General features: G+C 68.8%; 12 protein-coding genes. 7 read left to right on the top strand and 5 right to left on the bottom strand.

Features of this window, described 5'->3' with window-relative positions:
- Positions 1–14: 14 nt before the first annotated feature.
- Both D7Y11_RS00290 and D7Y11_RS00295 read right to left on the bottom strand, forming a co-directional pair.
- Entirely contained in the window at positions 15–959 is a 945-nt protein-coding gene (locus D7Y11_RS00290; protein WP_120574484.1) for a hypothetical protein, read from the bottom strand.
- 13 nt (positions 960–972) lie between these two features.
- On the bottom strand, positions 973–1,959 hold the full coding sequence (locus tag D7Y11_RS00295; RefSeq protein ID WP_126932732.1) for a type VI secretion system protein IglI family protein: 987 nt from the start codon (positions 1,957–1,959) through the stop codon (positions 973–975).
- 55 nt (positions 1,960–2,014) lie between these two features.
- Between D7Y11_RS00295 and D7Y11_RS00300 the strand changes: the two genes are divergently transcribed.
- Positions 2,015–2,614 carry a hypothetical protein gene (locus D7Y11_RS00300; protein ID WP_120574482.1) on the top strand — a complete coding sequence of 200 codons (600 nt, stop codon included), beginning with the start codon at positions 2,015–2,017 and terminating at the stop codon, positions 2,612–2,614.
- A gap of 63 nt (positions 2,615–2,677) precedes the next feature.
- Here D7Y11_RS00300 and D7Y11_RS00305 read toward each other — a convergent pair whose 3' ends face one another.
- From D7Y11_RS00305 to tssB, 3 genes are read right to left on the bottom strand one after another with little or no spacing between them, the layout of a single operon-like run.
- The gene (locus D7Y11_RS00305; protein ID WP_120574481.1) at positions 2,678–3,325 is read right to left on the bottom strand and encodes a hypothetical protein; all 648 of its coding nucleotides are present in this window, start codon (positions 3,323–3,325) and stop codon (positions 2,678–2,680) included.
- Positions 3,326–3,357: 32 nt separating this feature from the next.
- Entirely contained in the window at positions 3,358–4,875 is a 1,518-nt protein-coding gene (tssC, locus tag D7Y11_RS00310; protein WP_120574480.1) for a type VI secretion system contractile sheath large subunit, read from the bottom strand.
- Positions 4,876–4,925: 50 nt separating this feature from the next.
- Positions 4,926–5,486, bottom strand: a complete 561-nt coding sequence (tssB, locus tag D7Y11_RS00315) for a type VI secretion system contractile sheath small subunit (RefSeq protein ID WP_120574479.1) — start codon at positions 5,484–5,486, stop codon at positions 4,926–4,928.
- Positions 5,487–5,796: 310 nt separating this feature from the next.
- Between tssB and tssK the strand changes: the two genes are divergently transcribed.
- The 6 genes from tssK to D7Y11_RS00345 all read left to right on the top strand — a co-directional run.
- Positions 5,797–7,050 carry a type VI secretion system baseplate subunit TssK gene (gene tssK, locus D7Y11_RS00320; RefSeq protein ID WP_120574478.1) on the top strand — a complete coding sequence of 418 codons (1,254 nt, stop codon included), beginning with the start codon at positions 5,797–5,799 and terminating at the stop codon, positions 7,048–7,050.
- Positions 7,051–7,077: 27 nt separating this feature from the next.
- The gene (locus D7Y11_RS00325) at positions 7,078–7,656 is read left to right on the top strand and encodes a hypothetical protein (protein ID WP_120574477.1); all 579 of its coding nucleotides are present in this window, start codon (positions 7,078–7,080) and stop codon (positions 7,654–7,656) included.
- 12 nt (positions 7,657–7,668) lie between these two features.
- On the top strand, positions 7,669–8,307 hold the full coding sequence (locus D7Y11_RS00330) for a DotU family type IV/VI secretion system protein (RefSeq protein ID WP_120574476.1): 639 nt from the start codon (positions 7,669–7,671) through the stop codon (positions 8,305–8,307).
- Positions 8,304–8,621 (top strand): hypothetical protein, encoded by a 318-nt coding sequence (locus D7Y11_RS00335; RefSeq protein WP_233596578.1) that lies wholly within the window; start codon positions 8,304–8,306, stop codon positions 8,619–8,621. The genes D7Y11_RS00330 and D7Y11_RS00335 overlap by 4 nt, the downstream gene beginning before the upstream one ends.
- Before the next feature lie 3 nt (positions 8,622–8,624).
- The gene (locus D7Y11_RS00340; RefSeq protein ID WP_126932733.1) at positions 8,625–12,326 is read left to right on the top strand and encodes a type VI secretion IcmF C-terminal domain-containing protein; all 3,702 of its coding nucleotides are present in this window, start codon (positions 8,625–8,627) and stop codon (positions 12,324–12,326) included.
- Positions 12,323–12,784, top strand: a 462-nt coding sequence (locus tag D7Y11_RS00345) for a hypothetical protein (RefSeq protein ID WP_126932734.1), incomplete at its 3' end; no start/stop codon positions are given. The genes D7Y11_RS00340 and D7Y11_RS00345, both read left to right, overlap by 4 nt.

The following is a 12,784-nucleotide window of genomic DNA, read 5'->3' on the forward strand; positions in this document are numbered from 1 at the left end:
GGTCCCCTCCCCTCCTAACGTCCAGCTGCTTTCGGCGTGCCCATGGCCATGCCCTGCCGGTCGCCTTCGACACGCGGAGGCGCGGCCACCGGCACGGACGTGTCGCCCAGGAAGATGAGCTGCCGCAGCGGCTTGCCCTCCGCGCCCGGCAGCCGTTCGTAGCCCAGCTGCCCCCGAGGCCCCAGGCGCACGGTCCGCCCGTGCGCGAGCACCGTCAGCACCACCTCCAGCTGCATCCGCGCGGGCACGAGCAGCGGCAGGATGTGCCGGTGGAAGCGGTGGCGCACCCGCGCGGGCCAGTCCCGCCCGCGCATGTCCGCCTCCTCGTCCGCGAACACCTCCACCTGGAAGCCCCCGATGTCCGTCGCGTACGTCTGGCCCAGGATGCCCGTGCCATCCAGCGGCGTGGGCCCGAAGGCGGGCCGCATGCCGGAGAAGCGCGTGCGGAAGGAGCGGCGGACACACGTCACGCGCAGCTCCGGGAACACCTGCTGGAACAGCCACTGGAGCGTGGCCTGCGAATCCACGCCCACCATGCGCAGGTAGAAGCCCTTCGTGCGCTCCCAGTCCCCCACCAGGCTCGCGTCCCGTTCGGGGTGCAGCGCGTCCACCAGCGCCAGCAGCAGCCGGTGGTCGAAGAAGCGGATGAAGTCGAGGAACGGCTCCGGCTCCGGCAGCTGTTCGGCCACCTGGAGGAAGTAGCTGGGCAACAGGCCCGGCGTGGCCAGGAGGCCCAGGTTGAGCGTCACCACCACCCGGCGCACCGGGGCAAGGTGGAACGTCACCGCCTCCACCAGCGACGCGGACGCCACCGGCTCCGGGTTGCTTTCAAAGAGCACCCGGTCCCGGCCATAGCCCTGCGTCTCCAAGAGCCGCAGCAGCGGTCCCAGGTCGAAGTCCTTCGCGCGGGCGCGGATGCGCCGCTCCAGCGGGGACAGCAGCGGCGAGGCGCCGATCATGAGCGGAGCCGCCTCACTCGCCCGGCCCCACGAAGGCGCCCAGGTCCACCTGGTAGAACTGCGACAGCGTGCGCCACTCCATCGTGTCCTTGCGCTCCCAGTGCTCCTGGATGTCCCCCACGTGGCGGTTGAGCAGCGCGCCGAACGACGAGAACAGCTCCGGCAGGTAGCGCCGCGGGTCGAACTCCTCCAGCGTCCGGAGCACGTCGTCGCTCACCATCGCGGCCTTCTGGAAGTCGCCGCGTTCCACCAGCACCTCGAAGGCCTTGAGCTTGTCGCACAGCTCCAGCAGGTGCACGGATCCCCGCAGCTGCAGCGGCCCCGTCGTGCGGGGGAACGGCGATGGCGGCGTGGCCGCCGCAGCCGCGGAGGTCTTCGCGCCGCGCCCCTTCGCGGGGGCGGCCGGCTTCGCGGGCTCCGGGGTCGGAGCGGGAGCGGCCGCGCGCTCCTGCGTCGTCTCCCGCAGCCACTGTCCCAGCCCCGCCAGGCCCTGGGCCCCGTTGCGGAACGCGGGGCCTTCCAGCACGCCCTGCAGGGTCTGGATGCCGCGCAGGGCGTCCTTGCGCTTGCCGTCCGTGAAGCCCTTGGTCCACGCCTCCCAGCCGGCGTCCCGCTTGCCGTGGTGATACTTCAGCGCGCTCACCAGGATCTGGAACAGCCACGTCAGCGCCTTGTTGAGTAGCACCGCGGGCTTGGACTTGTCCTTCCCCTCGCCCTGCGCGGCCTCCTCCGCCGCCGCGCGCGAGAGCGCGACCAGCACCTCCAGCACCTCCGGCAGGCGCGAGAGCCCGTCCTCGCGCAGCGTCGCGAAGAGGTAGTAGGCCGACAGCCGGACCTCGTAGACCCCTTCACCGTCCAGGGCCTCGATGGCGTCCGCGGCCTCGACGTAGGCCTCCCGCTGCACCAGGTCCGCCACCGTGAGGAAGCGCGGATCATGCGACTCCAGGCGCTCCAGCGATCCGCCCTCCACGGGGCGCAGGCACAGGCTCAGGTCTCTCATGGTCTGTCTTTCCACTTCATGTTACATGTCTTTCATTCACAAGGACAGACACCCTATGCCCATCGCCAAGCCCGACGTACTCGAACTCGAATGCAATTGGCAGACCGGGTTTCAATACCGGCCCGGCTTTCGTGGAGCGCTGGGATATCTGCTGGAATGGAACGGCTGCGGGGGGCTGAACCTGGCGAAGGACCTCACCCTGTTCTCCCCCACGGTGGGTGACTTCGGGCCCAAGGCGCAATGCATTGGTCTCATTGAACGGCTGGCCATGAATGGTGCTTCCGGCCCCATGGACTTCACCGTGTACGTGGGCCGCGTCACGGCCGCGAACGTGCTCAACCACTTCGCCAAGCCCTTGGACAACCTGCGGCTGAAGCTGGCGTGGGCCATCATCGACTTCGATGAAGCGGGTGATACCTGGTTCGAAGCCGCCAAGCTGAAGAGCCCTGCTTCCGCCGAGGCGCTGATGGACACGGAGAAGGGCCGCCCCAAGGTCTTCCTGGACAATCAGCCCGCCACGCTGGCCGAGGACCTGGACATCCGCTTCCACCGCTTCCAGTTCCGGGTGGTGCCCGCGCCCAAGAAGAGCACCACCCTGGAGTTCGCCACCAACTCCCAGGAGCGCCGCGTCACCAAGTGGGGCTCTGACAAGTAGCCCCCCAACGCGGAAACGGGGAAGGCGCTTTTCCCGCCCTCCCCGTCCTGCTTCAACCGCTGACTACTGTTTGCCTTCGACGTAGCCCCAGGCGTACACGTCCTTGTCCAGCGAGTTGTGCCCGTAGTGGATGTTGCACAGGTGCGCCTTGTCCGGGATGAGCTGGAAGGTCATCTGGCAGAACTTGACGTCCGTGACGCCCACGTTCTCCGGATCACCCACATGCATCATCACCTCGCTGCCCTTCTGGTTCAGCCGGGCGGACATCTCGTTGGCGGGGCCGCCGGCCTCGTCACCGAGCGGATAGCACTTCTCGAACCACTTGCCCTGGGCGCTGTCCCACTCGCAGATCCAGAACTTGAGCTGACGGATCTCCGTGTTGGTGATGCCGGTGAAGTCCGCCTTGTTCTCCGGCGAGATCAGCACCGTGAAGTCAATGGGGTCGAGCTTGCCGCCCTCCCACTGGAGCTGGGTGATGAGGCCCACCGCGCGCACGGCCTTCTTCGCGCCCACGTCCTCCAACGCCACACCGGCGTAGGCGGGATCGCCGACGAACGGGGTGTAGAAGAGGCTGCTGCTCTTGGGGAACGAGCCGTCGTCCTTGCCCATCCCCTTGATGTCCAGCAGGTAGCCCACCGGGATGTTCTTCTGGGGGCGCTGCTGGATGGTCTGCTGCCAGTCACACGAAATGCCAAGCGGTCCATCACCCATGGTTTCGGTCCTCCATTTTGCTGCGGGGTTTGTCAGCCGAGCCGCGCATCCACGCGAAGGTCCACGTTCATGCCTTCGAACTGGATGTGCGGGAGGACGGAGAGGTTGCAGTGGTACCAGCCCACCTTGCCGGGCACTTCCGCCACGGTGAGGTTGTAGGCCTTGAAGGGGTAGTAGCGCAGCGTCAGGTCATCCGGGTTCACCAGCGTGGTGACGTACCGGGAGATCCACCGGTCCAGCTGCTGCTGCATGTACGCCGCGTTGGCCGTGCTGCCGATGTTCTCGCGCATGATGGCCTTCACGTAGTGCGCGATGCGGCTGATGGAGTACGTGTAGGCCAGGTTCGTCACCAGCTGCGAGTTCTCCGAGTCCTTCGTGTCCTCGAAGACCTTGGCCTTCTTGAGGGACTGGACGCTGAAGAAGACGGCCTCCGCGCTCCCCTTCTTGTGGATGAGCGGGATGAAGCCGCCGTTGGCGAGCTCCAGCTCGCGGAAGTCCGGGATGGACATCTCCACGGGCAGCTTCATCTCCTCCTCGCCGCGCAGGTGCGTCAGGTGCACGGGCAGGCCCGCCACCAGGCCGCCGCCCTTGGGGCCGCGGATGTGCTGGCACCAGCCGGAGCCCGCGAACGAGCGCACCAGGTTGCGCGCGAACAGCATGGCCGCGTTGCCCCAGAGGTACTCCTCTTCCTTGTCGCCCTTCACCGCCTCCGTGAAGTTCATGCCGGGGGCCGGGTAGGTCTCCGGGTTGTAGGGCGGCCGGACGATGTAGCGCGGCAGCGTGAGGCCCACGTAGGCGGCCTCGTCCGTGTCACGCAGCGCGTTCCAGGCGGAGTACTTGGGCGAGTCCAGCAGGCTGGCCACGTCACGCAGCTGGGACACCTCCTTCATGGTGTCGCAGCCGAAGAAGCGCGGAGACACGGACGCCACGAACGGCGCGTGGCTGGCCGCGGCGATCTTCCCCATCGTCTTGAGCCACAGCATGTCCTGCGGCGTGTTGGCGAACTCGTACATGCCCACCAGCGCGCCGTAGGGGGCGCCGCCGTACTGATCGTACTCAGCGACGTACAGCTTCTTGAAGAACTCCGAACCGGCGACGTCCGCCGCGTTCGTCTCCAGGTCGCTGTAGGCCTCCTCCTTGGAGACATCCAGCAGGCTCAGCTCGACGTTGGCCTTGAAGTTGGTGTTACGCACCAGGTCGTTGAGCGCGGTCCACTGCGCCTCCACCTCCTGGAACTCCGGCGCGTGCAACACGGCATTGAGCTGATCCGACACCAGCGCGTCGATGGTGCCGACCAGCTCCTGCACCGTCTGCTTGTCGAAGCGGCCCTCGTCCGTGTCCATGTTGTGGACCATGGCCGCAAGGCTGGAGACGAAGCGCTCCTCGGGGGTGGCGTCGTCGGGGATGACCAGCAGGTCGGTCTGGGTGGAGGCGTCACGCGCGGTGGGCACGGAGCCCAGGCGCACGCTGTTGAGGAACAGCGGAAGGTCCAGGGGCACATCGGCCACGGCGGTCGTCGCGGTGGTGGAAGACGCAGGAGCGGTAGGCATGGCAGGAGCTCTCGTTCAGGAAGGTCGTGGGGAGGGGCTTGCGCCCGGCATCACGTCGTCGGCGGCTGCGGGTTCGTCGCGGCCAGCTTCGGCAGGCTCATCGACTTGAACGCGGCCAGCTCCGTCTTCAGCTTCTGGACGGCCTCCGGGTTCTGCGCGAGCTGGCGCACCAGCTGGCGGAACTCCTTGCGGTTGTCCAGGTTGCCCTGCAGCTCCAGCAGCAGCTTGCGCAGCGTGAGCAGCGCGTTGATCTTCGGAACCTGACGCGCCACGTCCACCGGGCTGAAGGACTTCATCGAGTCCAGCTTGAGGCTCACCTGCAGCGGCGCCGGCGCCGACCCATCCACCGGGTCCTTCTTGTCCACGCGGTTGGGCACGCTGAAGTTCAGCGTCATGCCCATGTTCTGGATGACCTGGTTCAGGTTCTTGCCATCCAGGTTGCGGATCTCCCGCTGATCCAGGTCCTTCTTGCGGTCAATGGAGGTGCCCTTGGAGAAGTCCCCCATCACCAGCAGCCGGAACGGAAGCGCCTTGTCCGCCCGGGTTCCGTTCACCTGGGTGCGGTAGGTCAGCGTGATGCGTGATCTGGGAATTTCGTCGGTGATGGCCATGAGTACCCCCAAGAACTGAACCGCCGTTTGTGAAGGAATTGATAAACCATACGAATACAAAAAATCAATACGCCTCCAACGTATAACCCGACACATTGGGCGCATCCGCACCCGGTGAGACAAATTGGACTCAACCCAGGGCATCCCCTGCCCCTCAGTGCGAGAAACCAGGCACGGTGGATCATCCAGGCTGACTTGACGCCACCGGCATCAGGCCGGTAGTTTTTTTGAAACACTGTCACCCAGCCCAAGCAAGTTTTTGCCCCGGGCGGTCCCCGTGACAGGAAACCCGCTCCCGCCGCTCCTGGACATGAACCCAGACACCCTCGCGAGAGTCCTGTGGCAGGAGGGGCAGACCCTGCTGCCCGAACACTTCCGGGCGCAGGAGGAATCCCTCTCCACGGAGGCCCGGCGCTACGCGGGGTTCGCGGGCCTTCCGGTAGTGGGCGTGAGCGCGCTGCGTTTCAACAATGTGTTGCTCGCCAAGGGCTCGGTGGCGCTGGAGGAGTTGACCGCGGTGTTACCGGGAGGCCACCTGGTGGAGGTGCCGGGTAACGCGGATGTAACACCGCTGTCGCTCGAGGAGACGGGCCGCATGCGGGTGACGGTGTATCTGCACCTGCTGGGGGTGCTGGAGCCCCGCGAGGACATGGCGCCCGCGGGCGGAGAAGCCCCCAGCGTGGTGCGCGCGGGACGGCGGCTGTGCCTGTCGCTGGAGCCGGTGGTGGACGACACGGTGAGCAGCCTGTCGCTGGCCGTCTTCACCCGGAACGCGGACGGGCCCTGGCAGCTGTCCGCCACGCACCTGCCGCCGCTCTTGAGCGTGGGCCCCCACCCGTTCCTGGAGCCCCTGTTCGAGCAGCTGGACGGCCTGCTCCAGCAGGCGCAGGGGCAGCTGCGCACATCGCTGCGCGAGGGCCTGGTGCGAGGCGACCGGCTGGCCAGCGCGCGGCGGGCGCTGTGCGAGGTGCGAAGCCTCCAGGTGCTGCGCCAGGACATGCGTCACGGCCTGCAACCGCCGCCCTACCCGCTGGTGCAGGCGCTGCGGCGGCTGTACTTCGAGACGTGCTGCTACCTGGAGGCGGAGCCGGACGACGAGCTGCCCGCGTACGAGCACGAAGCGCCGGGCCCGGGGCTCGCGCGGTGGATGGAGCTGCTCACGCGCGGGTTCCGCCCTCAGGCCAGCCCCCTGTCCTACCGGGTCTTCGACTTCCAGGACGGCCACTTCAAGCTGACCCCGCTGCCCAGGGAGACGCCGGCGCCGGATGACTTCTACCTGCTGGTGCGCCGGCAGGAGCGCGACCGGCCCCGCTCCATGGAGGGCGTGAAGCTGGCCAGTCCCCTGCGGCTGCCGGCGGTGCGTCGCCAGGCCTTGAAGGGCGTGCCGTACCGGCACGTGGCCTTCCCGTCGTTCCCCCACGCCTTCGACGCGGACATCGACTGGTATCAGCTGACGCCCCAGAGCGAGGAATGGCAGTCCGCGACGCGCGAGGACGGGCTCACCTTCTTCGCCACGCCCGCGCTCGAAGGGGCGCAGGTGCTCCTCTACTGGCGCAGGGCCTGACGGAGGACCGACGGGGGAACGGCGCGCATGCCCAAGCTCATCTGCATCATCGACATGGACAAGGAGAAGGGCCTCACCCTCACCACGGAGGACAAGGACGGGAAGATCCTCCAGACAGTGAAGATGGACGGCGAGGCCATCACCCTGGAGGTGAAGGGTGACAGCGCCACCAGCACCATCGTGCAGAAGCAGGACAGCGTCACGGTGACCGTCAAGTCCTTCGTGCTGAAGGCGGAGACCATCGAGGTGACGTCCACGAAGGCGTCGTCGTGGAAGAGCGACGACACGTTCGCGCTGGAGAGCGCCAAGGCCTTCACGGTCACCACGAAGGACGCGCTGACGCAGAAGGCTGCGAAGGACGCGACCCTCTCCTCGGACGAGGCCGTGACGCTGAAGGCTGCGAAGAAGTTCAGCGTGGAGGGTGACGACGTCCAGGTGGAGGCCAAGACCGGCGCGGTGGCCCTGAAGGCCCCGTCCATCAAGGCGGAGGGCCAGAAGGACGTCGCCATGGAGGGAGCGCAGGTGACGGTGACCGCCAAGGCGAAGCTGGGGCTCAAGGCGGACGGCGTGGCGGAACTCAAGGGCGGCATGGTGAACGTGGGTTGACGGGGGGCGCGGATGAAGCTCGAGCACTGGCAGGTCGTCTTCACGCAGTACCGGCAGGCCCAGTCCGTGCTGGACGGGTGGCTGCCGCAGTCCGCGCCCGGTTCGGCCGCGGCCGTGGGGCTCTTGGGCCGCGAGGGCCTGCGCAGGCTCCACGACGAGCTCCTGGAGGTGATTGAGCGGCTGCGCGCGGGCCTGGGCGCCCACGCCCGCGACGAGGAGGTGCAGGACGCGCTCAAGCCCTTCACGTACCTGGTGGACGAGCGCGTCCTCCTGAGGCTCGCGGACTCGGAGCAGCCGCTGTGGCCGCTGTTGCAGTACCGCCTCTTCGGCGAGGACGGCGGCGGCGAGGCCTTCTACACGCTGGCGGATCAACGGCTGGATCAGCCGGGTTCACCCGCGCTGCTCTTCGAGATGCTCCACTTCTGCATCACGGCGGGCTTCGGAGGCCGCTACCTGGGACACACCGCGAAGCTGCGCGAGTACCAGGAGCGGCTGTCCGCGCGCATCGTCACGCCCCCGCCACCGCCCGCCTTCGCCGGGGCTGGTGAGTCCTCCGGGCCGCTGCTCTACGCCTTTCCCGCCCGCTACTACGCGGCCAGCGCCGCGAGCGTGCTGGGGCTGCAGTGCCTGCTCTGGTGGGTGACCCGGTGAAGCCACAAGCCGCCGCACCCCAGGCTCCGGCCGCGGCGCCCATCGACGCGGCGCCCGCCCTGCTCCAGGAGGTGCGCAAGACCGTCGCCGCGCGCCTGGGGGTGGGGCGTCATGGCCTGGAGCCGATGCTGGACGAGCTGGGCCAGACGCTGGCCCGCCTGATGCCGGGGCCGGGTGACGCGCGGTTGTCGCCGGAGGAGCAGGAGAAGGCCCGCGCGTCGTTCGCGGGCACGGTGGACACACTGGAGGACGTCCTGGAGGCCCTGCATCGCTCGGGCCGGGCTGGGAACGTCCTGGGCTGGGGAGAGCGCTGAGCCATGGATGTCATCAAGAAACTGATCGCGTTCATCCCACCGAAGTGGAAGCCCTACGCGCTTCTCCTCATGGCGCTGCTGGCCATTGGCATCCCGCTGTTCCTCGTGTGGCGTGCGAAGCGCAAGAGCGCGCCGGCCGGAGGGGCCGCCGCGCCGGAGCCCCTGGCGAAGAACCGGCTGCGCAAGGTGCGCGAGAAGTTCCTGGCCGGGCTACCGCTGCGGCACCGCGTGGCGGTACGGGACCTGCCAGGTGTGGTGGTGCTGGGGCCTGCGGGCGCGGGCAAGTCGCGGCTCATCGAGCTGGACCTGGACTGGAAGCGGCAGGCGCGGCAGTTCCTGCCCAGCCTCCTCACGGACTCGCTGCTCCAGGTCTACCTGGGCGCGGACGTGGTGGCCCAGGAGCTGTCCGCGCAGCTCGTGGAGGACGAGTCGCCCCAGGCGCGAGAGGCGCTGCGCCGGCTGTGGAAGGACAGCTTCGGCAGCGGCCAGCAGGCGCTGGCGGTGCTGGTGCTGGACGCGCGCTGGCTGCAGGACACGCCCCCGGACGAGGTGCGCCGCGCGGCGCAGCTGCTGCGAGGCAAGCTCAACCTGTTGTCGGAGGTGCGCGGGGGCGAGCTGGAGACGCGCCTGTGCCTCACCCACCTGGATGAGCGGGAGGGCTACGCGGACTTCGCGAAGCTCTTGCGCGCCTACCACGTGCCGCTGCGCTTCCCCCTGCCCCCGTCGGGCCAGGAGGGACAGGTGGGCTCGCTGCTCAAGGCGCAGGAGCACTACCTCGCGCTGGGTCTCACGTCGCTTCCGGTGGAGTCCTTCGAACGGCTGGAGCACTTCTATTCGGAGGGCCACGCCCCTTTCGAGGCGCTGTCGCGCTTCGTGACGGCGCTGATGGAGGGCCAGACGCTGGCGTACGCGCCCCGGCTCGCCACGGTGTCGCTGTCGTCCGCGGACAAGGACACGAGAGACCCTGACGTCCTCTCGGTGTCCGCCGAGGCCAGCACGGCGAAAGCGGTCCACGAGCGCTACCTGCACATCCACCTGCGCCGGGCGGTGCTGCTGGGGCTGGCGTGCGCGCTGCCGCTCCTGGCCGTGTACGGGCACTTCGCGTGGAGGCTGGGCCAGGCGCGCACACGCGTGCAGCGCTTCGAGGAGATGGTCCAGCGCATCCGCGACCAGGGGCAGGAGGTGTCCGGGGCCGCGGTGCAGGAACCGGTGGTCGCCGCGGGCCACTCCCTGGACTCGTTGTGGCGGGCCATGAACACGTGGCCCCTGTTGCGCTACAGCTTCACCGACGCGCGCGAGGACCTGCGCCAGCGCCTGGCGCGGGGCATCCGCGAGGCCCACATCCGGCCCGCCCTGGAGAAGTGCCACCGCCAGCCGGACACGTGCCGTCCGGAGCAGGTCGTCTACCTGCTGGCCGCGTTGCACGGTTCGCGCGAGGAGCCGCTGGGCCAACTGGTGCTGTCCAGCCTGAAGACGCGTCCGAACTGGGGCTTCGTGTCGGAGGACGGCTCGGCGGAGCCTGCCGCGGACGCGGCGGCGTTGGAGGGAGGGCGCTCGTGGGTGACGGCGGTGGGGCTGAACGACTCCCTGGTGGCCGACTACGTCGTCATGAGCAATCCGCCGTGGTCCGCGCCGGACACGCCCGAAGCCAGCTGGGCGCGCTGGCCCTACCCGGAGCCGCTCACGCAGGAGTCCCAGCTGATGCCGTGGCAGGCGCACCTGCGGCGGTTGCAGGACCTGCTGGCGAACCGGGCCGTGGAGCCGCGCGCGCTGGAGCAGCTGGACGCGGAGCTGGAGTCCATGCAGGACGAGCGACGGAGGCTCCAGACGCTGCTGGATGACAGCGCGCGCTTCAGCAGCCTGCCGCGCGCGCTGGAGCTCCTGGCCGCCTCCGAGGCGCGGGTGGACACCAGCCGCTTCCGGGGCATCCCCTCCACCATCAGGACGGTGGCGTGGATCAACGACCACCGCGAAGTGCTGACGAACGTGCTGCGCATGGAGGAAGAGGCCTTCCTGGGCGTGAAGGCGGTGCAGAAGATGAACGTGGCGGAGCTGCTGGTGCGCGACGGCCTGTGGCTGCCGGGCAACGGCCCCTCGGTGCTCCAGGTCCCGGTGCTCCAGAGCACCTTCGAGTTCCGGCCCAAGGACAGCTCGCGGCTCCTGCACCAGGCGCTCTTGCGCTACCACGAGAAGACGGGGCGCATGCCCTTCGGCGTGGTGGAGGGCGAGGAGGCGGTGGCGGCGCGGAGCGGCGCGAGCCTGGCGTCGGACCGGCTGGAGTTCGACACGCGGTTGCGCCCGCTCGTGGATGAGTTCACCACGCGCATCAAGGGTTCGGGGCTGCCGGTGGAGGAGGTGTTGCAGCGCCACGAGCACGTGCGCCGCAAGGTGAACCAGTTCGCGGTCCAGTACCGCAACCGCCTGTTCCAGCGCGTGGGCGGCTACCGCTTCCAGGCGGTGATTCCCGCGCTCCTGGCGGAGGAGCTGTCGCGTCTCACGCAGCCGTCCTCGGACCTGGTGGACATGCTGCGCGACGTCGCCCAGAGCGTGGCGCTGGAGCCGTTGGAGGGGCCCTTCTACGAATCCCTGCGCAACGCGGTGGCGCCCTTCAAGCCCATCGCCACGGTGATGAAGCCGGACGAGACGGGCAACTACACGGCGCTCAACCCCTACCGGGCGCTGGTGGCCCAGATGTCGGACGAGCTGAACGCGGTGCCCCGTCCGGGCATGGTGCCCGCGGAGGCGACAGCGTCGCTCACGGGAGGCCTGGCCACTGGCAGCGCTCAGCCGGCCGGCGGGGCCGCGAAGCTCCAGGAGCTGCTCACGCCGCTGGGGAGGCTGGCCTTCGCGATGATGATGGAGGACGACACGTCCTACCTGCGCAAGGTGGACGCGTGGCTGGACCAGCAGGGGCTCATAGGAGAGCTGCGGCAGCCCTTCCGCCAGCCGTTCCTCGCGGTGCGCGAGCTGGGCCAGCGGGAGATTGAACGAACCCTGGAGCGGCAGTGGGACGAGGCCTCGGGCCGGTTCCTGCGTCCGCTGCTGAAGCACTATCCGTTCACGCCGGACGCGTCGCAGGAGGTGGCGCAGGAAGACCTGGAGGTGCTGCGCCGGCTCGACGGAGCCTTCTGGGACTTCGTGACGCGGGTGCTGACACCGGTGTGCGAGGAGCGAGGCTCGGAGTGGGTACCGCGAAGCGCGCTCCAGTCGCGGCTGGCGTTCCCGCAGGGGATGTTGCCCTCCTTGGGGAAGCTGTCGCGGCTGGCCCGCGTGCTGTGGGACGCGGAGGGCAGGCCCCGGCCGCTCATGTTGCAGGTGATGCCGCTGCCGCTGCCGAAGGCGCCCGTACCGGGCAGCTTCGTGACGCTGGGTTCGCTCAAGTGCGGCAAGACGACGTTCCTCGCGTACAACCAGAGTCCGTCGTGGCAGGAGTTCCCGCTGGCGTGGTGGGACCAGCAGACGGCGTCGCTGATGCTGGAGTTGCGTGCGCCCACGGAGCAGGCGGTGCAGTACGCGTCGCTGGAGAAGTCGCGTTCGGCGTGGAGCTGCTTCCGGCTGCTGGAGTCATCCCAGGCCACGGAAGACCCGCAGCACCGCAAGTGGTCGTTGAGAGCGCGAGCAGCCACGCCCCCGGACGGGGTGATGGAGCTGCGCGTCGGGCTCAAGGGTGAGCCCTGGATCCCGTTCCGCGAGGTGCCGCGATGAAACCGTGGGCAGGCTGCATCCCCCTGGCGCTGTGTTTCCTGGCCGCGTGTCAGCCGAGCACGCTGCACCTGAGCGTGAAGGCCCCGTCAGGGACGAACCAGGGCCGGCCGATGTACATGCTGGTGCGCAAGGTGGATCCGAAGCAGTTCGCCGTGGAGTCCTACGGCGAGGTGTCCGCGCGCATCTTCCAGCCGGACGCGGACGTGCTGCTGTCTGAGGTCATCTACCCGGGCAGGTTGCAGCGCATGAAGGTGCCTCTGCCGGACAACACGCCGGTGGCGGTGTCGTTCCTCTTCACCGCGCCGGACGGCACCTGGCAGCAGTTCGTGAACGCGCCCGCGCCCGGCTCGCTGGAAATCGAGCTGCTCGAAGGCCGCATCCGCACGGGCACCCAGCCCGCGGCCCCCAAGGAAGGCGACGACGCGGCGAAGCCGCCCGAACCGCCCGCCGCCCCGAAG

Source organism: Corallococcus sp. AB018 (genome assembly GCF_003986945.1).
In the GTDB taxonomy this organism is placed as follows: Bacteria; Myxococcota; Myxococcia; order Myxococcales; family Myxococcaceae; genus Corallococcus; species Corallococcus exiguus.

Excerpts from the sequence above, each read along its gene's own strand:
- D7Y11_RS00305 (WP_120574481.1), bottom strand. The coding sequence starts at position 3,325 with ATGGGTGATGGACCGCTTGGCATTTCGTGTGACTGGCAGCAGACCATC.
- D7Y11_RS00295 (WP_126932732.1), bottom strand. The coding sequence starts at position 1,959 with ATGAGAGACCTGAGCCTGTGCCTGCGCCCCGTGGAGGGCGGATCGCTG.
- D7Y11_RS00325 (WP_120574477.1), top strand. The coding sequence starts at position 7,078 with ATGCCCAAGCTCATCTGCATCATCGACATGGACAAGGAGAAGGGCCTC.
- tssK (WP_120574478.1), top strand. The coding sequence starts at position 5,797 with ATGAACCCAGACACCCTCGCGAGAGTCCTGTGGCAGGAGGGGCAGACC.
- D7Y11_RS00290 (WP_120574484.1), bottom strand. The coding sequence starts at position 959 with ATGATCGGCGCCTCGCCGCTGCTGTCCCCGCTGGAGCGGCGCATCCGC.
- tssC (WP_120574480.1), bottom strand. The coding sequence starts at position 4,875 with ATGCCTACCGCTCCTGCGTCTTCCACCACCGCGACGACCGCCGTGGCC.
- D7Y11_RS00300 (WP_120574482.1), top strand. The coding sequence starts at position 2,015 with ATGCCCATCGCCAAGCCCGACGTACTCGAACTCGAATGCAATTGGCAG.
- D7Y11_RS00330 (WP_120574476.1), top strand. The coding sequence starts at position 7,669 with ATGAAGCTCGAGCACTGGCAGGTCGTCTTCACGCAGTACCGGCAGGCC.
- D7Y11_RS00340 (WP_126932733.1), top strand. The coding sequence starts at position 8,625 with ATGGATGTCATCAAGAAACTGATCGCGTTCATCCCACCGAAGTGGAAG.
- tssB (WP_120574479.1), bottom strand. The coding sequence starts at position 5,486 with ATGGCCATCACCGACGAAATTCCCAGATCACGCATCACGCTGACCTAC.